The sequence below is a fragment of the Pseudomonas sp. F2 genome (genome assembly GCF_057174385.1).
Genome location: NZ_CM169904.1, coordinates 3,403,427 through 3,429,018, shown reverse-complemented (window position 1 = coordinate 3,429,018; position 25,592 = coordinate 3,403,427). Strand labels below are relative to the sequence as shown.

Annotated in this window: 27 protein-coding genes, 1 pseudogene and 1 riboswitch; of the genes and pseudogenes, 14 read left to right on the top strand and 14 right to left on the bottom strand. The window is 60.4% G+C overall.

Annotated features, from left to right (window positions below):
- Positions 1 to 164: 164 nt before the first annotated feature.
- On the bottom strand, positions 165 to 380 hold the full coding sequence (locus AC193Q_RS15325; protein ID WP_047296480.1) for a TIGR02450 family Trp-rich protein: 216 nt from the start codon (positions 378 to 380) through the stop codon (positions 165 to 167).
- Positions 377 to 1,363 carry an NAD(P)/FAD-dependent oxidoreductase gene (locus tag AC193Q_RS15320; RefSeq protein ID WP_047296478.1) on the bottom strand — a complete coding sequence of 329 codons (987 nt, stop codon included), beginning with the start codon at positions 1,361 to 1,363 and terminating at the stop codon, positions 377 to 379. The genes AC193Q_RS15325 and AC193Q_RS15320 overlap by 4 nt, the downstream gene beginning before the upstream one ends.
- A 197-nt stretch (positions 1,364 to 1,560) precedes the next feature.
- On the opposite strand from AC193Q_RS15320, the gene AC193Q_RS15315 reads away from it, so the two are divergent.
- Together AC193Q_RS15315 and hemH are read left to right on the top strand one after the other, a co-directional pair.
- Positions 1,561 to 2,463: a TIGR01777 family oxidoreductase gene (locus tag AC193Q_RS15315; RefSeq protein WP_121187157.1), complete on the top strand. Its 903-nt coding sequence runs from the start codon at positions 1,561 to 1,563 to the stop codon at positions 2,461 to 2,463.
- Between the two features lie 13 nt (positions 2,464 to 2,476).
- The gene (gene hemH / locus AC193Q_RS15310) at positions 2,477 to 3,502 is read left to right on the top strand and encodes a ferrochelatase (RefSeq protein WP_483878573.1); all 1,026 of its coding nucleotides are present in this window, start codon (positions 2,477 to 2,479) and stop codon (positions 3,500 to 3,502) included.
- Positions 3,503 to 3,653: 151 nt separating this feature from the next.
- On the opposite strand, the gene AC193Q_RS15305 is transcribed toward hemH, so the two are convergent.
- Together AC193Q_RS15305 and upp are read right to left on the bottom strand one after the other, a co-directional pair.
- On the bottom strand, positions 3,654 to 4,928 hold the full coding sequence (locus AC193Q_RS15305) for a uracil-xanthine permease family protein (RefSeq protein WP_007951684.1): 1,275 nt from the start codon (positions 4,926 to 4,928) through the stop codon (positions 3,654 to 3,656).
- Positions 4,929 to 4,930: 2 nt separating this feature from the next.
- Positions 4,931 to 5,569: a uracil phosphoribosyltransferase gene (gene upp / locus AC193Q_RS15300; RefSeq protein WP_041072432.1), complete on the bottom strand. Its 639-nt coding sequence runs from the start codon at positions 5,567 to 5,569 to the stop codon at positions 4,931 to 4,933.
- 162 nt (positions 5,570 to 5,731) lie between these two features.
- On the opposite strand from upp, the gene AC193Q_RS15295 reads away from it, so the two are divergent.
- The 3 genes from AC193Q_RS15295 (at position 5,732) to AC193Q_RS15285 (ending at position 7,260) form a co-directional block, all read left to right on the top strand.
- Complete coding sequence (locus AC193Q_RS15295; protein WP_041072430.1) at positions 5,732 to 6,289, top strand: hypoxanthine-guanine phosphoribosyltransferase; 558 nt, start codon at positions 5,732 to 5,734, stop codon at positions 6,287 to 6,289.
- A gap of 134 nt (positions 6,290 to 6,423) precedes the next feature.
- A complete protein-coding gene (locus tag AC193Q_RS15290; protein WP_047296473.1) occupies positions 6,424 to 6,909 on the top strand; it encodes a hypothetical protein in 486 nt (161 codons plus the stop codon).
- 63 nt (positions 6,910 to 6,972) lie between these two features.
- Complete coding sequence (locus AC193Q_RS15285) at positions 6,973 to 7,260, top strand: PA4642 family protein (protein ID WP_041072426.1); 288 nt, start codon at positions 6,973 to 6,975, stop codon at positions 7,258 to 7,260.
- Between the two features lie 160 nt (positions 7,261 to 7,420).
- Here the strand turns inward: AC193Q_RS15285 and mqo are convergent, their stop codons facing one another.
- A complete protein-coding gene (gene mqo / locus AC193Q_RS15280; RefSeq protein ID WP_041072424.1) occupies positions 7,421 to 8,929 on the bottom strand; it encodes a malate dehydrogenase (quinone) in 1,509 nt (502 codons plus the stop codon).
- Positions 8,930 to 9,636: 707 nt separating this feature from the next.
- Positions 9,637 to 9,870 (bottom strand): hypothetical protein, encoded by a 234-nt coding sequence (locus AC193Q_RS15275; protein ID WP_041072422.1) that lies wholly within the window; start codon positions 9,868 to 9,870, stop codon positions 9,637 to 9,639.
- 203 nt (positions 9,871 to 10,073) lie between these two features.
- Here AC193Q_RS15275 and AC193Q_RS15270 point away from each other — a divergent pair, with 203 nt between their 5' ends.
- Complete coding sequence (locus AC193Q_RS15270; protein ID WP_025109324.1) at positions 10,074 to 10,658, top strand: YajG family lipoprotein; 585 nt, start codon at positions 10,074 to 10,076, stop codon at positions 10,656 to 10,658.
- Positions 10,659 to 10,835: 177 nt separating this feature from the next.
- On the opposite strand, the gene AC193Q_RS15265 is transcribed toward AC193Q_RS15270, so the two are convergent.
- Complete coding sequence (locus tag AC193Q_RS15265; protein WP_047296561.1) at positions 10,836 to 11,042, bottom strand: hypothetical protein; 207 nt, start codon at positions 11,040 to 11,042, stop codon at positions 10,836 to 10,838.
- Between the two features lie 194 nt (positions 11,043 to 11,236).
- On the opposite strand from AC193Q_RS15265, the gene AC193Q_RS15260 reads away from it, so the two are divergent.
- Positions 11,237 to 11,515, top strand: coding sequence for a hypothetical protein (locus AC193Q_RS15260; protein ID WP_007967709.1), 279 nt, complete (start codon positions 11,237 to 11,239; stop codon positions 11,513 to 11,515).
- Between the two features lie 144 nt (positions 11,516 to 11,659).
- On the opposite strand, the gene AC193Q_RS15255 is transcribed toward AC193Q_RS15260, so the two are convergent.
- Entirely contained in the window at positions 11,660 to 12,823 is a 1,164-nt protein-coding gene (locus AC193Q_RS15255; RefSeq protein WP_179294961.1) for a 1-acyl-sn-glycerol-3-phosphate acyltransferase, read from the bottom strand.
- Between the two features lie 142 nt (positions 12,824 to 12,965).
- On the opposite strand from AC193Q_RS15255, the gene AC193Q_RS15250 reads away from it, so the two are divergent.
- From AC193Q_RS15250 to AC193Q_RS15240, 3 genes are read left to right on the top strand one after another with little or no spacing between them, the layout of a single operon-like run.
- Positions 12,966 to 13,148: a CPXCG motif-containing cysteine-rich protein gene (locus AC193Q_RS15250; protein WP_047296468.1), complete on the top strand. Its 183-nt coding sequence runs from the start codon at positions 12,966 to 12,968 to the stop codon at positions 13,146 to 13,148.
- Positions 13,149 to 13,157: 9 nt separating this feature from the next.
- Positions 13,158 to 13,418: a putative signal transducing protein gene (locus tag AC193Q_RS15245; RefSeq protein WP_025109321.1), complete on the top strand. Its 261-nt coding sequence runs from the start codon at positions 13,158 to 13,160 to the stop codon at positions 13,416 to 13,418.
- Between the two features lie 36 nt (positions 13,419 to 13,454).
- Positions 13,455 to 14,078, top strand: a complete 624-nt coding sequence (locus AC193Q_RS15240; RefSeq protein ID WP_047599203.1) for an SOS response-associated peptidase — start codon at positions 13,455 to 13,457, stop codon at positions 14,076 to 14,078.
- A gap of 88 nt (positions 14,079 to 14,166) precedes the next feature.
- Here the strand turns inward: AC193Q_RS15240 and AC193Q_RS15235 are convergent, their stop codons facing one another.
- Both AC193Q_RS15235 and AC193Q_RS15230 read right to left on the bottom strand, forming a co-directional pair.
- Positions 14,167 to 14,871, bottom strand: coding sequence for a methyl-accepting chemotaxis protein (locus AC193Q_RS15235; RefSeq protein ID WP_483879636.1), 705 nt, complete (start codon positions 14,869 to 14,871; stop codon positions 14,167 to 14,169).
- A 198-nt stretch (positions 14,872 to 15,069) separates the two neighbouring features.
- Positions 15,070 to 15,129 (bottom strand): annotated as a pseudogene (locus AC193Q_RS15230) (hypothetical protein); the annotation flags it as partial.
- Positions 15,130 to 16,571: 1,442 nt separating this feature from the next.
- Here AC193Q_RS15230 and AC193Q_RS15225 point away from each other — a divergent pair.
- Positions 16,572 to 17,390 (top strand): M48 family metallopeptidase, encoded by an 819-nt coding sequence (locus AC193Q_RS15225; RefSeq protein WP_025109318.1) that lies wholly within the window; start codon positions 16,572 to 16,574, stop codon positions 17,388 to 17,390.
- 188 nt (positions 17,391 to 17,578) lie between these two features.
- Here the strand turns inward: AC193Q_RS15225 and AC193Q_RS15220 are convergent, their stop codons facing one another.
- The 3 genes from AC193Q_RS15220 to AC193Q_RS15210 form a co-directional block, all read right to left on the bottom strand.
- On the bottom strand, positions 17,579 to 18,163 hold the full coding sequence (locus AC193Q_RS15220; protein WP_047296462.1) for a TMEM165/GDT1 family protein: 585 nt from the start codon (positions 18,161 to 18,163) through the stop codon (positions 17,579 to 17,581).
- A gap of 88 nt (positions 18,164 to 18,251) precedes the next feature.
- Positions 18,252 to 18,376, bottom strand: a riboswitch (yybP-ykoY riboswitch).
- Between the two features lie 39 nt (positions 18,377 to 18,415).
- Positions 18,416 to 19,414: a methyltransferase gene (locus AC193Q_RS15215; RefSeq protein WP_047296460.1), complete on the bottom strand. Its 999-nt coding sequence runs from the start codon at positions 19,412 to 19,414 to the stop codon at positions 18,416 to 18,418.
- 33 nt (positions 19,415 to 19,447) lie between these two features.
- Positions 19,448 to 20,413, bottom strand: a complete 966-nt coding sequence (locus AC193Q_RS15210) for a 2-hydroxyacid dehydrogenase (RefSeq protein ID WP_047296459.1) — start codon at positions 20,411 to 20,413, stop codon at positions 19,448 to 19,450.
- 275 nt (positions 20,414 to 20,688) lie between these two features.
- Between AC193Q_RS15210 and AC193Q_RS15205 the strand changes: the two genes are divergently transcribed.
- The gene (locus AC193Q_RS15205; protein WP_047296457.1) at positions 20,689 to 21,318 is read left to right on the top strand and encodes a LysE family translocator; all 630 of its coding nucleotides are present in this window, start codon (positions 20,689 to 20,691) and stop codon (positions 21,316 to 21,318) included.
- Between the two features lie 94 nt (positions 21,319 to 21,412).
- Here the strand turns inward: AC193Q_RS15205 and AC193Q_RS15200 are convergent, their stop codons facing one another.
- Positions 21,413 to 22,177: an AraC family transcriptional regulator gene (locus AC193Q_RS15200; protein ID WP_121187146.1), complete on the bottom strand. Its 765-nt coding sequence runs from the start codon at positions 22,175 to 22,177 to the stop codon at positions 21,413 to 21,415.
- 100 nt (positions 22,178 to 22,277) lie between these two features.
- Between AC193Q_RS15200 and AC193Q_RS15195 the strand changes: the two genes are divergently transcribed.
- Positions 22,278 to 23,462 (top strand): MFS transporter, encoded by a 1,185-nt coding sequence (locus AC193Q_RS15195; protein ID WP_121187144.1) that lies wholly within the window; start codon positions 22,278 to 22,280, stop codon positions 23,460 to 23,462.
- A 147-nt stretch (positions 23,463 to 23,609) separates the two neighbouring features.
- Entirely contained in the window at positions 23,610 to 25,292 is a 1,683-nt protein-coding gene (locus tag AC193Q_RS15190) for a fatty acid--CoA ligase (protein WP_047296451.1), read from the top strand.
- The last annotated feature ends 300 nt before the right edge of the window (positions 25,293 to 25,592 follow it).

Here is a 25,592-nt window from a genome sequence, read left to right as displayed (position 1 = left end):
CACCTCGAATCTATTCCTGTACAGGTATTTATTTCTGTACAACTTTTCCTCAGCATAGATTCATGCGTGTACAAGTCAACTCATTTGTATAAGTTTTTCCAGGTTTAACGCTCTCAACTGTGGGAGCGAGCTTGCTCGCGAAGGCGTCGGATCACGGGGAGTGGTTACTTCCAGCCCTGGAGCCATTCAGTCGAAATTTTCAGGCGCTGCCAATCAAGCCTTTCGCTGCGCTGCGTCAGGACTGCCTGCAACTCGATCTCCAGCACCGTACCTTCCTCATCACGGAACAGCTCGGTGACCAGAAAATGCTTTTCACGGTTTTGCGGGTGGGCTGCTGTCCACTTCGAGAGCAGCAGCTTTTGCGGATTGATGCGGTTCATTGCAAGTGTTCATGCAAACGGCGTGCAGCTTCCTGGCCGCTGAGCCAGGCCCCCTCGACGCGCCCCGACAGACACCAGTCGCCGCAGGCATACAGGCCCAGATCGGCGTCGGCCAGCGTGCCCCATTCGTGGCCGGTCGCAGGGCGCGCATAGAGCCAGCGGTGGGCGAGGCTGAAGGTCGGCGCGGGCATGGCGCTGTGCAGCAGTTCGGCGAAGGCACCGTGCAGTTGCTCGATCACCGCTTCCTTGGGCAGGTCGATGTGTTGCCGGCTCCAGGCGCTGCTGGCGTGCAGCACCCAGGTGTCGCACGTCGTGTCACGTCCCGGTTTGCTGCGGTTGCGTGCCAGCCAGTCGAGCGGACTGTCCTGCACAAAGCAACCTTCGATCGGTGTGTCCAATGGCGTATCGAAGGCGAGGGCAACGGCCCAGGTCGGGTCCATTTTCACCCCGGCGGCCGCGCCGGCGAGTTTCGGTGCAGCGGCCAGCAATGCAGTGGCTTGTGGCGCCGGAGTGGCGATCACCACATGGCTGAAGGGACCATGGGTGAAGCCTTCGGCGTCCTGCAAATGCCAATGTTCTTCGCCGCGAAACACCTCGGTGATGCGGCAGGCGAAGTGCACTTCCAGGCCATTGAGCAAGCCGCGGGTGATGGCGCTCATGCGCGGCGTGCCGACCCAACGGGTCTGCTCGTCCGGCGACAGATTCAATTGCCCGCCCTGACAGGTGTAGAGCTGCGGTTGCCATTCGGCGACCCAGCCCTGGCTTTGCCATCGCTGCACCTCGGTGACGAAGCGTCGGTCGCGGGCGGTGAAATATTGCGCGCCCATGTCCAGAGAGCCGGCGTCGCTGCGTTTGCTCGACATGCGCCCGCCGCTGCCGCGGCTTTTGTCGAAGAGCTGGACGGTGTGTCCGGCCTCTGTCAGCGCTTGCGCGGCGGAGAGTCCGGCGATGCCGGTGCCGATGATTGCGATAGGTACAGTCATAGGGGCCTCGTTTACCTTTCTGTACAGACTACGCCGTCAATGAAACCTGTACAATTTTGTTTTTTGGTATAACTTCTAGCGTTCTCGTTCTGACAGCTTGGCCTATGGTTAAACAATAGAGCCTGCCCGATAGAAAAGATCCCTGCTTATAAAAATAGACTAGTGATCCGGGTAAAACGCCACGCGAGGAAGATGTCATGCGCATATTGCTGACCGGCGGTACTGGTTTGATCGGACGTCAGCTCTGTCAGTATTGGTCCAGGCAAGGCCATCAACTGACGGTGTGGAGTCGGCGTCCGGAGAAAGTCGCGCAGATCTGCGGTGCGCAGGTGCGTGGTATTGCCCGTCTCGAAGACTTCGGCAACGAGCCACTGGACGCAATCGTCAATCTGGCTGGAGCACCGATCGCGGATCGGCCATGGACTCATCGGCGCAAAGCGTTGTTGTGGAGCAGCCGCATCACCCTGACCGAAACCCTGCTGGCGTGGCTGGAAGCGCGACAACAGAAACCGGCGTTGTTGATTTCCGGTTCTGCAGTCGGTTGGTACGGTGACGGCGGTGAGCGCGAGCTGACCGAGGATTCACCGCCGGTGATCGACGATTTTGCCAGCCAGTTGTGCATTGCCTGGGAGGAAACCGCGCAGCGTGCCGAAGCGTTGGGCGTGCGCGTGGTGCTGGTACGAACCGGGCTGGTGCTATCAGCCGAGGGCGGCTTTTTGTCGCGGCTGTTGCTGCCGTTCAAGCTTGGGCTGGGCGGGCCTTTGGGCAATGGTCGGCAGTGGATGCCATGGATTCATATTGATGATCAAATCGCCCTGATTGATTTTCTTCTGCACCGCGATCAGGCGAGCGGTCCTTATAATGCCTGCGCGCCGAAACCGGTGCGCAATCGCGAGTTTGCCAAGACGCTGGGCAGCGTGCTGCATCGTCCGGCGTTCATGCCGATGCCGGCCCTGGCGCTGAAGGTCGGGCTTGGCGAAATGTCTTTGCTGTTGCTGGGTGGCCAACGCGCCATGCCGGCACGCTTGCTGGAAGCGGGTTTCACTTTCCAGTTCACGGATTTGCGTGCGGCTCTGGATGATCTCTCCGGCCGCCTTTGAAATAGGACGATGCATGACCGATCACGCCTTGCTTCTGGTCAACCTGGGCTCCCCGGCCTCGACTTCGGTGGCTGATGTACGCAGCTACCTCAATCAATTTCTGATGGACCCGTACGTGATCGACCTGCCGTGGCCGGTGCGGCGGCTGTTGGTGTCGCTGATCCTGATCAAGCGCCCCGAACAATCGGCCCATGCCTACGCGTCGATCTGGTGGGAGGAGGGTTCGCCGCTGGTGGTGCTGAGCCGTCGTCTGCAACAGCAGGTGACCACCCAGTGGACCCATGGCCCGGTGGAACTGGCCATGCGTTACGGCGAGCCGTCGATTGAAACGAAATTGCTGCAACTGGTCGCCGCCGGGCACAAGCGCATTACCCTGGCGCCGCTTTATCCACAGTTCGCCGACAGCACCACCACTACGGTAATCGAAGAAGCCAAGCGGGTGATTCGCGAGAACAAGCTCGACGTGAAACTGTCGGTGCTGCAACCGTTTTACGATCAGCCGGAATACCTCGATGCACTGGTCGCCAGCGCCCAACCGCACTTGCAGCAGGATTACGATCACTTGCTGCTGAGTTTTCATGGCCTGCCGGAGCGGCACCTGACCAAGCTCGATCCAACGGGCTATCACTGCTTAAAAAACGAAGACTGCTGCAAGAATGCCTCGCCGGCCGTGCTGGCCACCTGTTACCGCGCTCAGTGCCTGCGCACTGCCTCCGAGTTCGCCAGGCGTGCGGGCATTGTCGATGGCAAATGGTCGGTGTCGTTTCAGTCGCGTCTGGGGCGGGCGAAGTGGATCGAACCCTACACCGAAGCGCGGCTGGACGAGCTGGCGAAAAGCGGCGTGAAAAAGATGCTGGTGATGTGCCCGGCGTTTGTCGCCGATTGCATCGAGACGCTGGAAGAGATTGGGGATCGCGGCCAGGAACAGTTCCGCGAGGCGGGGGGCGAGGAGTTGGTGCTGGTGCCGTGCCTGAATGACGACCCGCAATGGGCGAAGGCGTTGGCAACCCTGTGTGAACGAGCGCCGTTGGCGCTGTAGCTGTTGTGGCGAGGTAGTTTGCTCCCGCTGGGTTGCGAAGCAGCCCCAAACCCTGCGAACGCGGTTCACAGGAAACCGCATCCGCCGAGTTTATGACTGCTTCGCAGTCAAGCGGGAGCAAGCTCCCTCGCCACAGGTCATGAGCCAGATTTTAGATCAGCGGCTCATCCGCCTTCTTGTGCTTCCAGCTGTCATTGCCCGGCAGGATCAGGTTCAGCGCAATGGCCACCACCGCGCACAACGCGATGCCTTTGAGGCCGAAGTCATCAGGGCCGGTGCCAGTGCCGACCAGCACACCGCCGATGCCGAACACCAGAGTCACCGAGACGATCACCAGATTGCGCGCTTCGCCCAGATCGATCTTGTGGCGGATCAGGGTGTTCATCCCCACTGCAGCAATCGAGCCGAACAGCAGGCACAGAATCCCGCCCATCACCGGCACCGGAATGCTTTGCAGCAGCGCGCCGAACTTGCCGATGAACGCCAGGGTGATGGCGAAGATCGCCGCCCAGGTCATGATTTTCGGGTTGTAGTTCTTGGTCAGCATCACCGCGCCGGTCACTTCGGCATAGGTGGTGTTCGGTGGGCCGCCAAACAGGCCGGCGGCCGTGGTAGCGATGCCGTCACCCAGCAAGGTGCGATGCAGGCCCGGCTTTTTCAGATAGTCACGACCGGTCACGCTGCCCACGGCAATGACGCCGCCGATGTGCTCGATGGCCGGCGCCAGCGCCACCGGAACGATGAACAGGATCGCCTGCCAGTTGAACTCGGGGGCGGTGAAGTGCGGCAGGGCGAACCATGGCGCGGCAGCAATCTTCGCGGTATCGACCACGCCGAAATAGAACGACATGGCAAAACCGACCAGCACCCCGGAAATGATCGGCACCAGGCGGAAAATGCCTTTGCCGAACACCGCCACGATCAACGTGGTCAGCAGCGCCGGCATCGAGATCATCATCGCGGTCTGGTAATGGATCAGCTCGGAACCATCACCCGCCTTGCCCATTGCCATGTTCGCGGCAATCGGCGCCATCGCCAGGCCGATGGAGATGATCACCGGACCGATCACCACCGGTGGCAGCAGACGGTCAATGAAGCCAGTGCCTTTGATCTTCACGGCAAGGCCGAGGAAGGTATAGACGAAACCGGCCGCCATCACGCCGCCCATGGTCGCGGCGAGGCCGAACTGGCCCTTGGCGAGAATGATCGGAGTGATGAAGGCAAAGCTCGACGCGAGGAACACCGGCACCTGACGCCCGGTGACGATCTGGAACAGGATCGTCCCTAAACCCGCGGTAAACAGTGCCACGTTCGGGTCAAGACCCGTGATCAGCGGCATCAGCACCAGGGCGCCGAAAGCCACGAACAGCATCTGGGCACCGGACAGCACCGTGCGCCAGAGCGGATCGTTGAACTCTTGCTGCATGTTTACGCGTCCTTCTGCTTGGTGCCGAAGATCTTGTCACCGGCGTCGCCAAGCCCAGGGATGATGTAACCGTGCTCGTTCAAGCGCTCATCGATGGACGCGGTATAGATGGTCACGTCCGGGTGAGCCTTTTCTACGGCAGCAATGCCTTCGGGCGCGGCGACCAGCACCATCGCGCGGATGTCCTTGCAGCCGGCTTTCTTCAGCAGGTCGATGGTTGCGACCATGGAGCTGCCGGTGGCGAGCATCGGGTCGATGATCATCGCCAACCGTTCGTCGATTTCCGGAACCAGTTTTTCCAGGTAGGTGTGCGCTTGCAGGGTTTCTTCGTTGCGGGCGACGCCCACTGCGGAAACCTTGGCGCCCGGGATCAGACTCAGCACGCCTTCGAGCATGCCGATGCCGGCGCGCAGGATCGGCACGACGGTGATCTTCTTGCCGGCGATTTTCTCCACCGACACGGTGCCGCACCAACCTGGAATATCGTAGGTTTCCAGGGGCAGGTCTTTTGTAGCTTCATAGGTCAACAGGGCGCCGACTTCCTGAGCAAGCTCACGGAAATTCTTGGTGCTGATGTCAGCGCGGCGCATCAGGCCGAGTTTATGGCGGATCAGCGGATGGCGGATCTCGAGGATGGGCATGGAAAAACTCCGGCGGCGGGCAAAAAAACCGGCCTAGATTAATCTATCCGAGGGTGATGTCCTATAGGACATTGAGTACGTTAGTCCATTAACGCTTGATTCGACCTCGCGGGATGCGTACCTTTGCCCGCTTTTCCAATTCCGCCACCCCTGGAGAGCGCCATGTCCGCTGATCTCGAGCATATCCGTCAAATCATGCGAGAGGCTGACTGCCTGTACACCGAAGCTGAAGTCGAGGCCGCCATCGCCCGCGTCGGTGCACACATCAACGAACAACTGGCCGACAGCAACCCGGTGGTGTTCTGCGTGATGAACGGCGGCCTGATTTTCTCCGGCAAACTGCTGACTCATCTGCAGTTCCCGCTGGAAGCCTCCTACCTGCACGCCACCCGTTATCGTAACGAAACCAGCGGCGGCGACCTGTTCTGGAAAGCCAAGCCGGAAGTCTCATTCATCGACCGCGACGTGCTGATCATCGACGACATTCTCGACGAAGGTCACACCCTGGGCGCGATCATCGACTTCTGCAAACACGCCGGCGCGCGCAAAGTGCACACCGCCGTGCTGATCGACAAGGACCACGACCGCAAGGCACGTCCTGACCTGAAGGCGGACTTCGTCGGCCTGCCGTGCGTTGACCGCTACATCTTCGGTTACGGCATGGACTACAAAGGCTACTGGCGTAACGCCAACGGGATCTTTGCCGTTAAAGGCATGTAAGCAAGATCAAAAGATCGCAGCCTTCGGCAGCTCCTACAGGAGATTGATGTACACCCTGTAGGAGCTGCCGAAGGCTGCGATCTTTTGCTTTTAATCCCATGCTAGAGTGCTCGGCCTCGCCCCCGGAGCCTGTCATGAGCCTTCTGATCCGCAGCTTTGCCGCCCTGTTGCTGACCCTCAGCCTGCCCCTGGCCGCCGCCCCGGCGCCGATGCACAGTCAGTTTCTACCGCCGGACGACTTGACCCTGCGTGATGCCGAACCCGAGCAGCAACAACTGCTGCAGGTCACCGATTATTCTGTGGTGGTCGGTGCGCAACGCCAGTCCAATCAGCAGCCGATTCCGGTGACCTCACCGTTGATGATCCGCCTCAAGGGCAAGTCGCTGAACAAGGGCGCAACCATCACCCAGGTGCTGGTCAATTTCGACGGCGAAAGCAAAAGCCTGAAAAAACCGGTTTATGACGACACGCGCAAAACCCTGACCCTGTTCTACCCGCTGGCCCAGTACCGGGTGGTGATCGACCTGCTGCGCAACGACACCGTGTATGTACAGTTCCTCAGTTACGCCAACGGCCACATCTGGGCCGATCTGCACACCGGAGCCGTTCGTGCGCGTTGAGCCTTGAGGCTGGGCAGGGGTAAACTGCCCGCCCCGTGTAATGTCTGCGAGCTGGAGTCGGCAATGCGTAAAGATAAGAAACAGGTGATTGGTGACGAGATCGGCGATGAGCAGATCAAGCTGTTCCTCGATTTTGAACCGGTCGACGCCACTTCGCCGTCGCTGCACAAACTGATCAAGGCTTATCGTGGTTTGCGCATCGACGATTTCGAGCGCTTCCTGACGTTCTTCGTGGCTGCCGGTTACGACGTGGATGGCAAGGATGAGCAGGGCCAGACGTTTGTTGATCTGATCAAGGATCAGCGTAACGCGGCCGAGTACATTGAGCTGATCGACAAGGCGCGCGGTTAAGATCAAAAGACAAGATCAAAAGATCGCAGCCTGCGGCAGCTCCTACACTGGATTTGTGTTTACCCTGTAGGAGCTGCCGCAGGCTGCGATCTTTTGCTTTTCAGGGCCATAAAAAACGCCCCGCACTCACTGAGTACGGGGCGTTTTTCATGCCGCAAGATCAAGCGAAGCTTGGGGTCTCGCTGCTTTCTTCAACCAGTTCCAGGGCGATGTTGTTCTGCGTGTTGATCTTGCGATACAGCGCAGCATCGGTTTCCAGAACCTTTTCACGGGCCGGGAAGATCTCCGCCAGTTTGGCCGCCCACTCACCCTTGGCCTTGGCCGGGAAGCATTTCTCGATCAGTTCCAGCATGATCGAAACGGTCACCGAAGCGCCTGGCGAAGCGCCGAGCAGGGCGGCGAGGGAGCCGTCCTTGGCTGCGACCAGTTCGGTACCGAATTGCAGGATGCCGCCCTTTTTCGGGTCTTTCTTGATGATCTGCACCCGTTGGCCGGCCACTTCCAGGCGCCAGTCTTCGGCTTTCGCTTCCGGGTAGAAGCGGCGCAGGGAGTCCAGACGCTGCTCCATCGATTGCATCACTTCGCTGACCAGATATTTGGTCAGGTCCATGTTGTTCTTCGCCACCGCCAGCATCGGCCCGATGTTGCCGGCGCGAACCGACAGCGGCAGGTCCATGAAGGAACCGTGCTTGAGGAACTTGGTGGTGAAACCGGCGTATGGTCCGAACAGCAGGGATTTCTTGCCGTCGACCACGCGGGTATCCAGGTGCGGCACCGACATGGGTGGCGAACCCACCGCGGCCTGGCTGTAAACCTTGGCCTGGTGGTGCTTGACCACTTCCGGGTTATCGCAACGCAGCCACTGGCCACTGATCGGGAAGCCGCCGAAGCCTTTGCTTTCCTCGATGCCCGAAGCCTGCAGCAGCGGCAGGGCCGCACCACCGGCGCCGAGGAAGACGAATTTGGCATCGACTTCACGGCTGTTGCCGCTGTTGACGTCCTTGATGCTGACGGTCCAGCCGGCGCCGTTACGCTTGAGGCCGGTCACGCGCTTGCAGTATTTGACCTGGGTGTCCGGTGCGCTGGTCAGGTGCTTGAGCAACTGATTGGTCAGGGCGCCGAAGTTGACGTCGGTGCCGTTCATCACGCGGGTCGCAGCCAGGACTTCGTCCGGCGAACGGCCCGGCATCATCAGCGGCATCCACTCGGCCATCTTGGCCTTGTCTTCGGTGTATTCCATGTCGGCGAAGGCGTGGTGCTTGTGCAGCACGTTGAAGCGTTCCTTGAGGAACGACACGCCTTTGTCGCCCTGGACGAAGCTCAGGTGCGGCACAGGGCTGATGAAGGACTTGCACGAGCCGAAGGTGCCTTTTTTGGTCAGGTACGACCAGAACTGCTTGGACACTTCGAACTGGGTATTGATGTGCACGGCTTTCTTGATGTCGACGCTGCCGTCGGCGGCCTGCGGCGTGTAGTTCAGCTCGCACAGGCCGGCGTGGCCGGTACCGGCGTTGTTCCACGGGTTGGAACTCTCCGCGGCCCCGGAATCCATCAACTCGACGACTTCCAGCTTGATCGTCGGGTCGAGTTCTTTGAGCAGTACTGCCAGGGTGGCACTCATGATGCCGGCCCCAACCAGAACTACGTCGACTGCTTCGTTATGCGCCATTTAACGCGTCTCCAAAATCTGCAGCACCAAATTGTCGGCATGGCTGCCAGGGCGTGGCGGGGCAGGTCAGTTAAGCCCCGGATAACCCATGGTCAGGTTCGTCATGTCCGAATCTTCGCAATTTTTCGCAACTTCGACGGATGCATGCGGCCTGGCTTCAAGAGTTGCATGAACTCATTTCAGCACGCGGCTGGCAATTCGACTTATGGTCGAGACATCCGTTTTGTGCAACCAAATCCGTAGCGGACAGGCTTCAGGCTCCGATGTTCGAGGTATCCCCGGTCCTGTGTCGTTGGGCTGTTACAGACGCTAATGGTGCATGTTCAGACGCAAAACTATTCATTTGCTCGCCACACTCTTGTGAAGTTGTGAAAACCCGTTTTTTTCACGCTCTTTTGAAGACGTGAACCTCAAAAAAGGGCTGTCCAGGCCTGGCACCGTGCCCGCAAAGGCAAAACAACGCGGTGGCCGAGCGTATGACAGCTCTGCAGATTCGCGAAAAGCGGGGTTTTGCCGGAAGAACAGGCAAGCGCGCCAACTTCACTCGATCTGTGTGGGCGGCTCTCTGTGGGCGATTTTGATGGCGAATGCAGGGCATTGCCGGTGTTGCGGGGCCCGATCAGGAGACGTCCTTATAATCGGGGGGAGATTGTATCGAAGAAATGCGGGCAGTTGGTCGAGTTTAATGACTTTTATTAGGCATCCGGTCAGATGCTCAACATCGCCTGGGCACGTGCGCGAGGTTGTTGCTCTATGACCCGGGCGCTGGCGGGCAGCGGCTGGTGCAACCAGTTGAGGCGGATTTCTTCGATTTCCACCCAGCCGTCGCCCATTGGCTTGAGGCTGCACTGTTTGAAGGCCTGGCAGTGACCGTTGCGATCCAGCAGGGCGAAGCTGCGGTGCAGCGGACGTGGCGCGAACAACGAGATCAGATAACGCATGGCAAGTACCTTGTTGGGGACTGGTTTGAAGCTTGCCAGGCGGCCGTGACGCCAAGGTGTATGGGCGGTGAATAATCTGTGACAGGAACCGCATTCTCTCGGCTGGGTCAGACATTTGAGTATTCACTGTCGAGTGCTGGTTACCCGCAGTGGCCCACCGCTATACTGCCGGCCTGTTTGTGCCTGATTCTGGAGAAAAGAGCATGTTGCAACGCCTGTTGTTCGGTTTGATCACTGTGACCAGTTTGACCCTGGTTGGCTGCGCCCACAGCCCGCAACAACTGAGCCCGGAACCGAAGCTGACCACGCAGTTGGCCCCGGTCGGCCATGGCCAGCAAGTGGTGGTGCGCGTGGTTGACGGTCGTCCGTCGCCAACCCTCGGCACCCGTGGCGGCCTGTACCCGGAAACCAGCGCCATCACTGTACAACGCGAGCAGATCCTGCCGAAGTTGCAGGCCCAGGCTGAAGCCGCCGTGCGGCTGCTCGGCTTCACCCCGACCAGCAACGCGATGAATGCGCCGCAGCTGACCGTGACCCTGACCGAGCTCAAGTACCAGTCGCCGAAAGAAGGCATGTACGTGACCGAGGCCACCATCGGCGCGACCTTCCGTTCCGACGTGCAGAGCGGCAACCGTCGTTACAGCGGCCGCTACGGCGCTTCGCTGGACCAGCGTTTCGGCATGGCGCCGAACCAGGAAACCAACACCAAGCTGGTCAGCGACGTGTTGAGCGACGCCTTGACTCGCCTGTTCAAGGACCCGACCGTGGGTCAGATCCTCGCCGAGTAAACTGTTCGGCTGATGTGAAAAAGCCCGGACCAGTAATGGCGCCGGGCTTTTTCATGCCTGCAGGACGACGCTAATCCCCTGTAGGAGCTGCCGCAGGCTGCGATCTTTTGACTTTGATTTTTAAAACAACATCAAAAGATCGCAGCCTGCGGCAGCTCCTGCAGAGGACGACGTGGGTCAGGCGGCCTGGGAGTAGAAGTCGAGCACGCTCACGCCCGTCAGCAGATCAGTCTCCGGCAAATCCGCATGTTGATGCCCGCCGAGGGCGCAATACACCAGCCAGTGGCGATCCTGAACATTGAAGGCAAGGCTGCCGACGAGGCTTTGTTGTTCGTCGGACGGGGTGATGAGGTACAGGCGATCCTGGTTTTCGGCGTGCAGCATGTCGCGTTCCATGTGTGTTTCGAGGCGCGCATGGTGGCCGATGTAAATGACGATGCCGTGACACAAGACAGCCATCGGTCGATTGTCAGGTTATTTGTCGCAAAGGGTAGGGCGGTGGCGGAGTGTTTCGGTAGAATCCGCGCCGCGGTCGTCGATCGGGCGCCTGCCACACTGATTCAGATCCGAGGTCTGTGATGTCGCTGCACTTGATGACGCTGTTTACCGCCCATCCCGCCAAATTGATCAACCTGCTGGCGCTGGCTCTGGCTTTCCCGGGCAGTTGGCTGCTGCATGCGACCCGCCGTCGTGAACAACGCGCCATGGCCAGCATCGCCGCTCAGCGCCAGGCCCAACCGAACGCCGAACCGATTCTGGATTGGGCGACCTTGCGCATGAACCGCTTTTTCTACCGCTTCGGTTTTGCCTGCCTCGGCCTGGCCCTGATCGTCTCCTGGATCAGCACGCGCTTCTGAAGTGAATGCAAAACCTTGTGGCGAGGGGATTTATCCCCGATGGCCTGCGCAGCAGGTCCATAATTATTCAGGCAGAATCCTGGGGTCGCTTCGCGACCCATCGGGGATAAATCCCCTCGCCACAGTGTGATTTGCCAACAGTTTTTATAACGGCAACCCGGCTTTTACGCGGTACTGATTACGCACCGGCGTCGCATATTGCAGCACCAGATACGGACGGTGCTCCTCAGGGCAGGCATCCAGACGGCTCTGCCATTCTTCCTGCGCCTTGGCCAGTTCATCGGCGGGGAACAGCTCGGCAGCCTTCGGCACGTTCAGTTGCGGATCGGCGTCGGCCCACTGCGCATATGCCAGGTAATGCACCGGGAACAGGCGATAACCACCGAGGATCTGCTTGTCCATCTCGACCGCCAATTGCTTGGTGTCTTCGAACAGCTCGGTGATGGGCGCGGCGAAGTTCACGTGCACTCGACCCTTGTAGCCCGTAATGCCCTTGGCAATGCTCACGTCATCCTCGCCCGGTGCCTTGGCGTAGGTGCCGGTGGTGGCGCGGATGTACAGCTCGCGGGCCTTGGCCTGGTCGCACGGGTCGTATTCGTAACTGATCGACACCGGGGTCAGGTTCAGCGACTGGATCACTTCGCCGAACGGCTCGTCCTTGCGGCTCATGTGGAACATCTTGAGGATCGCCGACTCGGTACGGTCGTCGCCGTCCTTGGCCCGGCCTTCGGCCTGCGCGATCCAGATCGAGGCGCAATCGTTGCGGATCGAGTGGTTGATGTACGCCGACAGCAATTGATACGCCGCCATCTTCTCGCGGCGCCCGGTGATCGAACGGTGCACGATGAAGCTCTTGTTCAGGCGCATCAGATCGCTGACAAAGGGCTTTTGCAGCAGATTGTCGCCGATTGCGATGCGCGGCGTCGGCAGGCCGGCGTGGTACACCGCATAGTTGACGAAGGCCGGGTCCATCACGATGTCGCGGTGGTTGGCGATAAACAGATAAGCGCTGCCGGACTTGAATTGCTCGACACCCGTGTAGGTCACGCCGTCGGTGGCGCGCTCGATGGTGTGGTCGACGTAGGACTCGATCTTGTCCTGCAACGTCGCCACCGAGGTCACGCTGGCGAACTCACGACGCAGCCGATGGGCTATAAGTGGTTTGAGCATCCAGCCGAAGGCACCGGCAAAACGCGGGAAGCGGAAGTGGGTGAGGATATCTAGAAACGCCTTGTCGCCGAGCAGTCTTGCCAGTACCACAGGTACTTCGCTGTCGTCGTAAGGTCGGATGGCATCGAATTCGCCCATCATGCTCTCTTGTTGGAAACGGCTAGGGTAAGTAAAGGTTTTGATCGAAAACCAACGGGGCACGGTCTGAAAAAGTAGCCAGACAAAAATAGCCCTGCAAATAGACCGGCGATTATACGCACAAGTCACCTGGGAGACCGCGATGCTGGAAAGCGCACTGTATGAATGTCCGTATTGTGGTGAAGAGGTCGAAACGACGGTGGACCTGTCCGCAGGCGATCAGACCTACATCGAGGACTGTGAGGTGTGTTGTCGACCGATCACGTTTGTCTTGCAGGTTCACGGCGAGGACTGGTTTCTGGAAGTGTTCAGTGAAAACGAATGAGGGGCGCCCATGCAGCGAATCTACGAGCCGGAAAACCTGATGGAAGGCGAGATGCTCAAGGGCATGCTCGCCAGCGAAGGCATCGAGGCGCATCTGGTGGGCCGGGATCTGCTCGGCGGCACGGGGGAGTTGCCGATTTTTGGCCTGCTGGGGTTGTCGGTCGATAACGATCAGGCCGAATACGCCCGCGAGCTGATCACCGCGTACAATGCCGCGCTGCCGCTGCCCGGCGATGAACCGGAGAGCTTCCCCGGGACGCTGGTCTGTTAGGCTGACGTTCGTTTTATTGCTGAGTCGTGTTGCCCCATGTGTGGACGTTATGCCCTGTTTCGCTGGAACCGCGACTTCGCGGCCCTGCCCGGATTTCCCGCCGATCAGCAGGCGCAGTGGAATATTTCTCCCAATGATTCGGTGTTGATGCTGCGTGCCGAGGCCGACGGCCAACGCACGCTGGCCCGCGCCCGTTGGGGATTGACGCCGCCGTGGCTGACCGATCTGTCGAAAACCCCGGCGCATGCCCGGGCGGAAACCGTCGCCGAACAGCCGATGTTCCGTGAAGCGCTGCGCCTGCGTCGTTGTCTGCTGCCGGCCAACGGTTTCTACGAATGGCGCGGCAATCTGCGCAAGCGCCCGTACTGGCTGACGCCCGGAGAGGGTTCGTCGTTGTTTTTCGCTGCGATCTGGGAGGCGTACCCGGTGCAGGAGCAGGTGTGGCTGAGCACCGCGGTCATCACCCAGCCGGCGGCCAGTCAGCGCCGACCGTTGATTCTCGATGAGGCGGGGCAGGCGGCCTGGCTCGATCCTGCGACGCCGTTGCATGTGCTGCAGGGCTTGCTCGCCAGTGAGCCGGCGGCATTGCGCGAGCGGGTGCTGGCGAATCTGGTGAATGATCCGAAGCTCAATGGGCCGGAGTGTCTGACCCCGGGTTGAGGTGAAAAGCGAAAAGATCGCAGCCTGCGGCAGCTCCTACAGGATTGGTGTAGGAGCTGCCGCAGGCTGCGATCTTTTGATCTTGCTGTTAAACCTTGAACTGATTGATCAACCGCCGCTGCTGCTCCGCCAGTTTGGTCAGGCCGGCACTCGCCGAACTCGACTCATCCGCACCGCCCGCCACCTCATTCGCTACCTGACCGATATTGATCACGTTGCGGTTGATGTCATCCGCCACGGCGCTTTGCTCTTCAGCGGCACTGGCGATCTGCGTGTTCATGTCATTGATCACCGACACCGCCTGAGTAATCGTCTCCAGCGCTTCAGCCGCTTTCGCCGCGTGCTGCACACTTTCGTCGGTGCGGTTCTGGCTGTCCTCCATGACCCGCACCACGTCGCGGGTGCCCTGTTGCAGTTGCTGGATCATGCTCTGGATTTCTTCTGTGGCCTTCTGGGTCTTCTGCGCCAGATTGCGCACCTCGTCCGCCACCACGGCAAAGCCCCGCCCCTGTTCGCCGGCACGCGCCGCTTCGATCGCGGCGTTCAGCGCCAGCAGGTTGGTCTGCTCGGCGATCCCGCGAATGGCAGTCAGGATCGCGTTGATGTTTTCACTGTCCTTGGCCAGGGTCTGCACCACGCCCACGGCCTTGCCGATTTCCAGCGCCAGCGCACCAATCGAATTCGAGGTATCACGGACGATCTGCATGCCTTGGCCTGCGGCCTGATCCGCATGGCTGGCGGCTTGCGCCGCCTGGGTGGCGTTGCGCGCCACGTCCTGCGCAGTGGCGGTCATTTCCTGCACGGCCGTGGCGACCTGATCGATCTCGGCCATTTGTTTCTGAATGCCGATGTTGGTGCGAATGGCGATGTCGGCCGTGTGTTCGGAGGAATCGCTGACGCTCTGCACCGACGTCACCACCTGCGTGATCATCGCCTGCAATTTGGCGAGGAAGGTGTTGAAGCCTTTGGCAATCGAGCCGAGTTCATCGCTTCGATCACTGCTCAAGCGACGGGTCAGATCGCCTTCACCTTTGGCAATGTCGTCGAGCATAGCGACCATCTGCTTCAGGGGGCGGGCGATGCCGTGGCCCACCAGCCAGATCACCAGCAGGCCGATGCCGGCGATGATCAGACCGACCATGGCCATGCCGAAGGTATCGGATTTGCGCTGGGCCTCGAGGTCGGCCTGAAGTTTCTGCAGATCGGCCATTACCGCGTTAAGCGGCAGCTGCAGCATCAGGGTCCAGCGCGCGTCGGTCTGGCCGATGCCGAATGGCAGGTACAACTCGATGCGGCCCTTGTCCTTGTTGACGGAGTAGGTGACTTCGCCGCGTTTGAGATTGGCCATGTTGGCAATCTGTTCGGCGTCGAGAATGTCGCTGACCTTTTCACCGAATTTGCTCGGGTCCTGGGTGTAGGCGACGATCCGCCCGTTGCCGCCGATCAGGGCCATTTGCCCGGCGCCGCTGTACAGCTTCTGGTTGGCGGCGAGAAGCATGTCCTGAATGAAGTTCACCGACAGGTCGGCGCCGACGATGCCCTGGAACGCGCCGTTGAGCATGATCGGTTCAATGAACGAGGCGAGCATGACGACTTTGTCGCCGACTTTGTACGGTGCCGGATCGATCACGCAGGGTTTTTTGGTTTCCTTGGAGCAGAGGTAATACTCACTGGCGCGCACCCCGGTGGACAGGGTTTTCTGATCGTCGACATCGGCCAGTTTGTCCACGCCCAGACTGCCGTCGGTATTGCGGAACCACCACGGCAGGAAACGTCCATTGGCGGGATCGATACCGGTCACGGCGCTGCCGAGGTAGGCCGCGTCATTGTGGTCCAGTGCGTTCTTTTCCCAGCCGATGTAGGTGCCGAGAATTTTCGGGTTCTGCTCGACGTTTTCCTTGATCAGGCTGATCAATTGCTCGCGGCTGATGTTCAGTCGCGGCTGGCCGTCGGCGCCCGGTGTGCCGAGCAACGTGTTGACCCGCACCAGTCCGCCGGCGATCAGCAGCGGCGCTTCGAGTTCGCGCTGGATCTGGCTGACCTGGGTCTGCGCCAGCGAGGTCAGGCGCTGTTCGATGACTTGTTCGAATTGCGCCTGGGTGCGCTGTTGCACCATGTCTTGAGTGCGGGCGCCGGAAAACAGCGCGTACAGCACCAGCGCAGCGACCACGCTGAGGACGATGGCGCCGGCCAGGGCGGCGACGGAAAACTGGATCGACTTGAACTTCATGGGAGCTCCGCACGCGAGAGGACGTCTGCGCTGTTGTATCGGCAGCAGGCATGGCGCCATGAGTGTTAAGCGGAACAAAGGGCGGAGGATGTCGCAAATGGATCGGTGCGCGACGCAGCGGCAGCAGACTTGCCGGTTGCTGTGAATTTTTTACGACAATAGCGGTGGGAAACTTCCGAAAGACGCTGCAACACGTCTGTTGTATCTGGCGCCGATACAATTCACCCCCTAGGATACGCGGCAGGTTTTCAGGGAGCTTTTGAATGAACAAGACATTGGTTGTAAGTGCACTGAGCGCAGCGTTGTTGCTGGCCGGTTGTCAGTCGGTCAACACCACCAGCGGCGGAGCCGTGGGCGTGGAGCGCAAGCAGTACATGTTCAGCATGCTGTCCTCGCAAGAGGTCGACCAGATGTATGCCCAGTCCTATCAGAAGACCGTCGGCGAGGCGTCGAGCAAAGGCGTGCTGGACAAGACCAGCCCGGAGGCCAAGCGGGTTCAGGCAATTGCCAACCGGCTGATCGCTCAGGCGCCGAATTTCCGCCCGGATGCCGCGCAGTGGCAATGGGAAGTCAACCTGATCAAGAGCGATGAGCTCAACGCCAACTGCGGCCCCGGCGGCAAGATCATTTTCTACACCGGGCTGATCGACAGCCTGAAGCTGACCGACGATGAAATCGCCGCAGTCATGGGCCACGAAATCGCCCACGCCCTGCGCGAGCACGGTCGTGAAGCGATGTCCAAGGCTTATGGGATCGAGATGGCCAAGCAGGGTGCCGGTGCACTGTTCGGTCTGGGCCAGGACAGCCTGGCGCTGGCCGACACTGTGGCCAACTACGGCATGACCTTGCCCAACAGCCGCGCCAATGAAAACGAAGCCGACCTGATCGGCCTCGAACTGGCCGCCCGCGCCGGCTACAACCCGAATGCCGCGATCACCTTGTGGAACAAGATGAGCAAGGCCTCGGAAGGCGCGCCGCCGGAATTCATGAGCACTCACCCGGCCTCGTCCAGCCGGATCGCTTCGTTGCAGGCGGCGATTCCGAAGGTAATGCCGTTGTACGAGAAAGCCCCTAAATCCTGATAGGCATTCCGGGCAAGTCGAACCTGCTGCTGTAGTGAGGGGATTCATCCCCGATGGGCTGCGAAGCAGCCCCAAAACCTATGACTGCGGTGTACCAGGTACACCGAGGTGGTCAGCTTTGGGGCGCTTCGCAGCCCATCGGGGATAAATCCCCTCACCACAGATTTTGTGGGGTTCAGTGGATAGGGTTAAACCCAGCCGCTGCTCTGCATCGCCTTGTACACCGCAACAATCGCCAGAATGAAGAACGCCGAAGCCGCCAGGCGACGGATCAACGTCAGTGGCAATTTCTCCGCAGCAAAGTTACCCGCCAATACCACCGGCACGTTGGCAATCAGCATGCCTGCCGTGGTGCCGATAATCACCAGCCACAGCTCAGGGTATTGCGCCGCCAGCATCACAGTGGCGATCTGCGTCTTGTCACCGATTTCCGCGAGGAAAAACGCGATCAGCGTGGTCAGGAAGGGCCCGAACTTGCGCGCGGTGCTGGCTTCATCGTCATCCATCTTGTCCGGGACCAGCGTCCACAGTGCAGTGGCGGCGAAACTCGCGGCAAGAATCCAGTGCAACACCGAGTCGGAGAAGAAGCTGCCGAACCAGGCGCCTACCGCACCGGCTGCTGCGTGGTTGGCCAGGGTCGCGGCGACGATACCGGCAATGATCGGCCAGGGTTTGCGAAAGCGAGCGGCGAGAATCAGCGCGAGCAGTTGCGTCTTGTCGCCGATTTCGGCCAAGGCAACGATTGCGGTGGGAACGAGTAACGAGTCCAGCATCAGGATTTTCCTAAGGGGCGGGTCGACACGGCTATGACACGTACAGCCTTCCCGCCCCGGGTAAGGTGTGCGTGTCATAGGTCTTGTCAAACCCTGCGATCCGTCTGGTGCGGACGCTGGGGTCGCATACGCCATGATCTGAGGATCAAGTATGTTGACGTATGCCGGACGAGCTTGGCGCTCGTGGGAGACTACTCCCCTAGGACGGAGCGGATTCTGCCTAGGCAGAATCCATTCGGCAAGTGCTAATTTTCAGCCGCGCTTGGCACGGTAAATCCGGAAACCATTGCCTTCGGCCTTGATCGCGCACACGCCCAGGTGCTCTTCGATCAATGGCTGATATTTCAGGAAGCTGTTCGCAACCAAGCGCAGTTCGCCGCCGTTTTTCAGATGTTTGGCTGCTTTTCGCAGCAAATTCTCAGTAGCGAAATAATCCGTATGCACCCCGACATGGAACGGCGGGTTGCTCAGAATCGCGTTCAAACCCATGGGGGCAGCGTCGATGCCGTCACCGGTCAGCACTTCGGCTTCCAGACCGTTTGCCGCCAAAGTCAGACGACTGCTGGCGGCGGCGAAGGCATCGACGTCGAGCAGGGTCACCTGATTGTGCGGATAACGCCGTTTGACCGCCGCGCCCAAAACCCCGGCGCCACAACCGAAATCCAGCAGATGACCGCTCGGCAGTTTGTCCAGGTGTTCCAGCAGCAGGGCGCTGCCACGATCCAGCCGGCCATGACTGAATACACCGGGCAGGCTGATGACTTTCAGCGGGCCTTCGGCCAGTGGCAGCTCGTACGTCTGCGCCAGGCTTTCCAGCGATTTGGCTTCCGGCGCGTTGGCCACGGTCACTTGCCACAGTTGGCAATGGCGCGCGCTGTCGAGTTTGCGCGGTTTGCCAAACGGGTTGAGCTGCTTGGATGCGCCCTCGATACCGCTGCGTTTTTCCCCCACCAGAAACACCTCGCGCCCGGGCAGACGTGCGGCCACCGCGTTGAGGATGTAATCGGTCAGGTCCTTGGACTTGGGCAAAAACACCACGGCGCTGTCGAACGCGCGCTCCGGCACGTTTACGCCGAAATGGCTGCGACCTTCGAAACGTGCATCGAGTGCCGCCTGATCGCCGGCGTGCCAGCACCAGCCGAACGCATTCGGCAAACGCCCGAGCAAATCGTCGGCGGGCAAACCGGCCAGCAACAGCGAACCCTGGAATAACTCGGCCTGACGAAGCAGTACTTCACTGCGCGGATCCATAACTGCTCCTTGGAAAAAAAGTGCCGCAGTTTATCAACTGACGACCCGCAGCGCTGTACCGCTGAAGAACGCCTGGGCGTTTTCGGTCAATTGGCCAACGATACGCTGCCGTGCTTCGCGACTGCCCCAGGCGTTGTGCGGAGTGACGATCAGCCGTGGAATATCGCCCGCCAGCAGCGGGTTGCCGTTGACCGGCGGTTCGACACTGAGCACATCGGTCGCCGCACCGCCGAGGTGACCGTTGCGCAGGGCATCGGCCAAGGCTTGCTCGTCGATCAAACCACCGCGAGCGGTGTTGACCACAAAGGCACCGGGTTTCATCGCCGCCAGCTCGCGGGCGCCGATGACGTGTCGGGTGTGTTCATTAAGCGGGCAGTGCAACGTCAGGGCGTCGATCTGCGGCAGCAGTTCGTCCAGGGGCAGACGATCCGGGCGTGCCGGGCGGCCGGGAATCTGCCCGAGCAACACACGCATGCCAAAGGCTTCGGCCAGCCTTGCGACCGCGCCGCCGAGTTCGCCATGACCGAGCAGACCGAGGGTTTTGCCCTCCAGTTCGACGATCGGGTAGTCCAGCAGGCAGAACTGTCTGGCTTGCTGCCAGCGACCATCGCCGACGGCTTTTTGATAATCGGCCAGGCGGGTGGCGAGGTTGAGCAGCAACATGATCGTGTGCTGCGCCACCGACGGCGTGCCGTAACCCTGACAGTTGCACACGGTAATGCCGTGGGCGCGGGCCGCGTCCAGATCGACGTTGTTGGTGCCGGTGGCGGTGATCAGGATCAGTTGCAGATCTGGATTCGCGGCCATCGCGGCGGCGTCGATGCGGATCTTGTTGGTGATCGCCACGCAGGCACCGTGCAGGCGTTCGGCGACTTGTTCCGGTGCGGTCTGGGCGAACAGTTGCAGGTCGCTGAAGCAGGTGCGCAAGGGGCTGAGGTCAAGATCGCCGAGATCCAGAGACGGGTGATCGAGGAATACGGCGCGGCGCGGGTTCGTCATCAACTGTACCTTTTGTGCTTGGAACGGAAGGCGTAATCTGCCGAGCCTACCAGATGAAACAATTGGTTACTCAGCCAGAGGCAGGCGCCTTCCCTGTGGCGAGGGAGCTTGCTCCCGCTGGGCTGCGAAGCAGACCCAGACCCATTCACCGTACTGTGTCAGGCACACCGGTGTTTCAGGTTACGGCTGCTGCGCAGCCGAGCGGGAGCAAGCTCCCTCGCCACAGGGTTTGAACCAGTTGATGAATTGTTTTTACTCATTAAAGAGGAGCCCCCATGTACTGGACCGAGTTCTTGACCGTTGCCCTGATCCACCTGCTGGCCGTGGCCAGCCCCGGACCGGACTTTGCCGTGGTGGTGCGCGAGAGCGTGACCCATGGTCGTCGCGCCGGCACCTGGACCGCGCTGGGTGTGGGCACGGCGATTTTCCTGCATGTGGGTTATTCGCTGCTGGGCATCGGCCTGATCGTGTCGCAGTCGATCGTGTTGTTCAACGCCTTGAAATGGGCCGCCGCCGCTTACCTGCTGTACATCGGCTTCAAAGCCTTGCGCGCGCAGCCGACGAAAACCGTTACCGATGACCTGCACAAGGAAGCTGGCGTGCGTACCGCGCGCGGCGCCTTCACTTCGGGCTTCGTCACCAATGGCCTGAACCCGAAAGCCACGCTGTTTTTCCTTTCACTGTTCACCGTGGTGATCAACCCGCACACCCCGCTGGCGGTGCAGGCCGGGTACGGGGTTTACCTGGCGGTGGCGACTGCGACCTGGTTCTGTCTGGTGGCGATGCTGTTCAGCCAGCAACGCGTACGCGCCGGTTTCGCCCGCATGGGCCACTGGTTCGACCGCACCATGGGTGCGGTGCTGATTGCGATCGGCGTGAAACTGGCGTTCACCGAGATGCATTGATCAACACTCACTGTAGGAGCTGCCGCAGGCTGCGATCTTTTTATCTTCTAAAAGCAGAATCAAAAGATCGCAGCCTCGTTTCACTCGACAGCTCCTACACGAGTTCGCTCAGCTTGCTCAGGGTTTGCAGATAATCCCGAGGATTCTCCCCGAGCAAACGGCGAAACATCGCGCTGAACGCCCGCGCGCTGCCGTACCCCAGGTCCCGCGCCACGCGCTGCACGCTGTCCCCGGCTAGCAGGCGCGGCAGCGCTTCCATCAGGCGCAGTTGCTGGCGCCAGGCGTTGAAACTCATCTTCAATTGTCGCTGGAACAGCCGCGCCAGAGTGCGTGAGCTGGCGCCGACCTGCTGCGCCCAGTCTTCCAGGGTGTTGGGGTGATCCGGGGTGTCCAGCAACGCCAGACAGATGTTCTGCAGGCGTCGGTCGGTGGGCATTGGAATGTGTAGCGGCAGGTTTTCCAGGCTGGCGAGCTCTTCCAGCATCAACTGCTGGATCAGCGGATTGTCCGCGTGCGGCGGGCCTTGTACGGCGCGCAGGATCAGCTCGCGCAGTAACGGCGTCACCGCCAGCACGCAGCACTGTTGCAGGCTGGCCGGTGATAGTTCGGGGGCAATGAACAGCGAGCGCATCTGCACATCGCCGGACATGAATATCTCGTGCGCGACTTGCGGTGGAATCCATACCGCGCGGCTTGGCGGAATCACCCAGGCACCGAGGGCGGTGACCACCCGCATGATCCCTCTGACGGCATACAGCAACTGCGCCTCGCGGTGCAGGTGCAGCGGCTGGTGCGCGCCGTCCAGATAATCCCGGGGATAGGCACTCACCGGGGCGTGTTCGAAGTGGCTGATCAACATGTCGGATTCGATGACCTGGTTGGCAGGTATGCGCTTTTTCGCCAACTTAGCATAAAGCCGCTGACAACCATTCGCCCATAACAAACTAAAGCGTGCCGCCATGAACCAATCCCGAAACGTGATCCGCTACGTCAATGCTGCCCATGTGATCGATCACATGTTCATGCTGATTTTCCCCGCCGCCGTGCTCGGCATGACCCAGGCCTTTGGTCTCGATTACGCCGCGCTGATCGGTCTGTCCCTGGGTGGGTTCATTGCCTTTGGCGCCTGCTCGTTACCCGCCGGCTGGCTGGGCGATCACTGGAGCCGGCGGCAGATGATGCTGGTGTTTTTCTTCGGCATCGGCGCCTCGGCAATCTTCACCGGGCTGAGCACCAGCCCGACGATGCTGGTGATCGGGTTGACCTTGATCGGAATTTTCGCCGCGATCTACCACCCGGTGGGCACCGCGATGCTGGTGGCCTACGCGCAGAATCGCGGGCGGGAGATCGGCATCAATGGCATGTGGGGCAACCTCGGCGTGGCGTTCTCGGCGCTGGTCACCGGTTTGCTGGTGGCGCAGTTCGGCTGGCGTTCGGCCTTTGTGTTACCGGGCGTGGTGGCGATCATGCTGGGAATCGGCTTCGCCGTGCAGGTGCGCGAAGAGCCGATCCCGCAGCGTCCGCACACCGCACTGAAGGGCGCTGCCGGGCAGCGGATTTCGATGCTCATGGTGTTTGGTGTGCTGGCACTGGCGACGGCCACCGGCGGTGTAGTGTTCAACGCCACCACCATGACCTACCCGAAGCTGTTTCAGGAACGTCTGCATGACTTGTTCGCCTCGCCGCAAACCCTCGGCGTGGTGGTCAGCCTGGCGTATGCCTTTGGTGCAGTGGCGCAGTTGAGCATCGGCCAGGTGTTGCACCGAGTCAGCCTGAAATGGCCGTTTATTGTGTTGACGCTGTTTCAGGCGCCGCTGTTGTACGCCATGGCGTATGTCGATGGCTGGGCAGTGATCGTGCTCGGTGCGGCGTTCATGTTCGTGGTGTTCGGTCAGGTCACGGTGAACGACTCGATGGTCGCCAATTTTGTCGCGCCGCAGTGGCAGTCACGGGTCTTCGCCCTGCGTTACTGCCTGTCGTTCGGCGCCAGTGCGACAGCGATTCCGCTGATTGCCTATGTCGAGCCGCGTCATGGTTTCGCAGGGCTTTACTTGATTCTGGCGGGTTTCGGCGCATTGACCTTCCTTGCTGCGCTGGTTTTCCCACGGACGCCTTCCGAAGCGGCTGTAGGGCAAACGGCCTGATCGGCGCTGAAATACCGGCAAATGCTGGCGCAAAGCTAGCATTTGTACGGCTGTGCAAATCATTCCTTCGGCTGATTTGGCTGGGGTATAACGGCTCTAGAGTAATGCTCTCTACGCCAACACCGTGCAGCCAGAAAAGGGATTCATATGTTGCAGACTCGCGTCATTCCCCCGGCCGATGGGGCCTACCAGTATCCATTGCTGATCAAGCGGTTGCTGATGTCCGGCGCCCGTTACGAGAAAACCCGCGAGATCATCTACCGTGACCAGTTGCGTTACAGCTATCCGACCCTGATCGAGCGGGTTGCGCGGCTGGCCAACGTGTTGACGGCGGCCGGGGTGAAAGCGGGGGACACCGTGGCGGTGATGGACTGGGACAGCCATCGCTACCTGGAATGCATGTTCGCCATCCCGATGCTCGGCGCGGTGATTCACACCATCAACGTACGGCTGTCGCCGGAGCAGATCCTCTACACCATGAACCACGCCGAGGACCGCTTCGTGCTGGTCAACAGCGAGTTCGTCGGACTGTATCAGGCCATCGCGCCGCACCTGACCACGGTGGAGAAAACCCTGCTGCTGACCGATCTGCCGGAAAAGACCGCCGAGCTGCCGAATCTGGTCGGGGAGTACGAGCAACTGCTGGCCGCCGCCAGTGCGCACTACGACTTTCAGGATTTCGACGAGAACTCCGTCGCCACCACGTTCTACACCACCGGTACTACCGGCAATCCGAAGGGCGTGTACTTCACCCATCGGCAACTGGTGCTGCACACCATGGGCGTGTCGACGATCATGGGCGCGATCGACAGCGTGCGCCTGCTCGGCACCAACGACGTGTACATGCCGATCACGCCGATGTTCCATGTGCATGCCTGGGGTTTGCCGTACGTGGCGACGATGCTCGGGCTCAAGCAGGTTTATCCGGGGCGTTACGACCCGGAGTTCCTGGTCGAGCTGTGGCGCAAGGAGAAGGTCACGTTCTCCCACTGCGTGCCGACCATCCTGCAAATGCTGCTCAACGCCAAAGGCGCGCAGGGCACCGATTTCGGCGGCTGGAAAATCGTCATCGGCGGCAGTGCGCTCAATCGCACGCTGTATGAAACCGCCAAGGCCCGGGGCATTCAGTTGACGGCGGCGTACGGCATGTCGGAGACCGGGCCGCTGGTCTCGTGTGCGCACCTCAACGATGAATTGATGGCCGGCACCGAAGATGAGCGCACCACTTACCGGATCAAGGCCGGTGTGCCCGGGCCGCTGGTGGAAGCGGCGATCGTCGACGCCGAGGGCAACTTTCTCCCCGCCGATGGCGAAACCCAGGGCGAGCTGGTGCTACGCGCGCCGTGGCTGACCGAAGGCTATTTCAACGAGCCGCAGAAAGGCGCCGAACTGTGGGCCGGCGGGTGGCTGCACACCGGCGATGTGGCAACGCTCGACAGCATGGGCGTGATCGACATCCGTGACCGTATCAAGGACGTGATCAAGACCGGCGGCGAGTGGATCTCTTCGCTGGACCTTGAAGACCTGATCAGCCGTCATGTGGCGGTACGTGAAGTAGCAGTGGTGGGCATCGCTGATCCGCAGTGGGGCGAACGGCCGTTTGCGCTGCTGGTGATCCGCGAAGGTCACGAGATCGGCGCGCGCGAGCTCAAGGAACACCTCAAGCCGTTCGTGGAATTGGGGCACTTGAGCAAGTGGGCGATTCCGAGCCAGATCGCCCTTGTTACGGAAATTCCCAAGACCAGTGTCGGCAAGCTCGACAAGAAGCGCATCCGCCTCGACATCACCGAATGGCAGGCCAACAACAGCACCTTCCTCTCGACACTTTGAGTGTCTGCTGGCGCGCCGAAAACGGCGCGCCAGACCCACCAAGCAAGCGCTTGGCTTGTTAAATCGAAAAAATCAGCCATCCTTGCCGGGCCGACATCTGTCGGACTGGCGAAAGGACTGTTCCAGAGTGGCTGGCAGCTGCAAATCACACTTTAGAGGGATCAAGCGATACCCACCTGCTGGCTATAGTCCGCTCAAGGATTTTTAAGAACGGGGCACACGCACGACACGGGGCGATGCAACTTTGGAGTGACGTCGGGCGGCTACTGGCTCCCGGTCTTCCAGGCGTTTTTAAAAGTA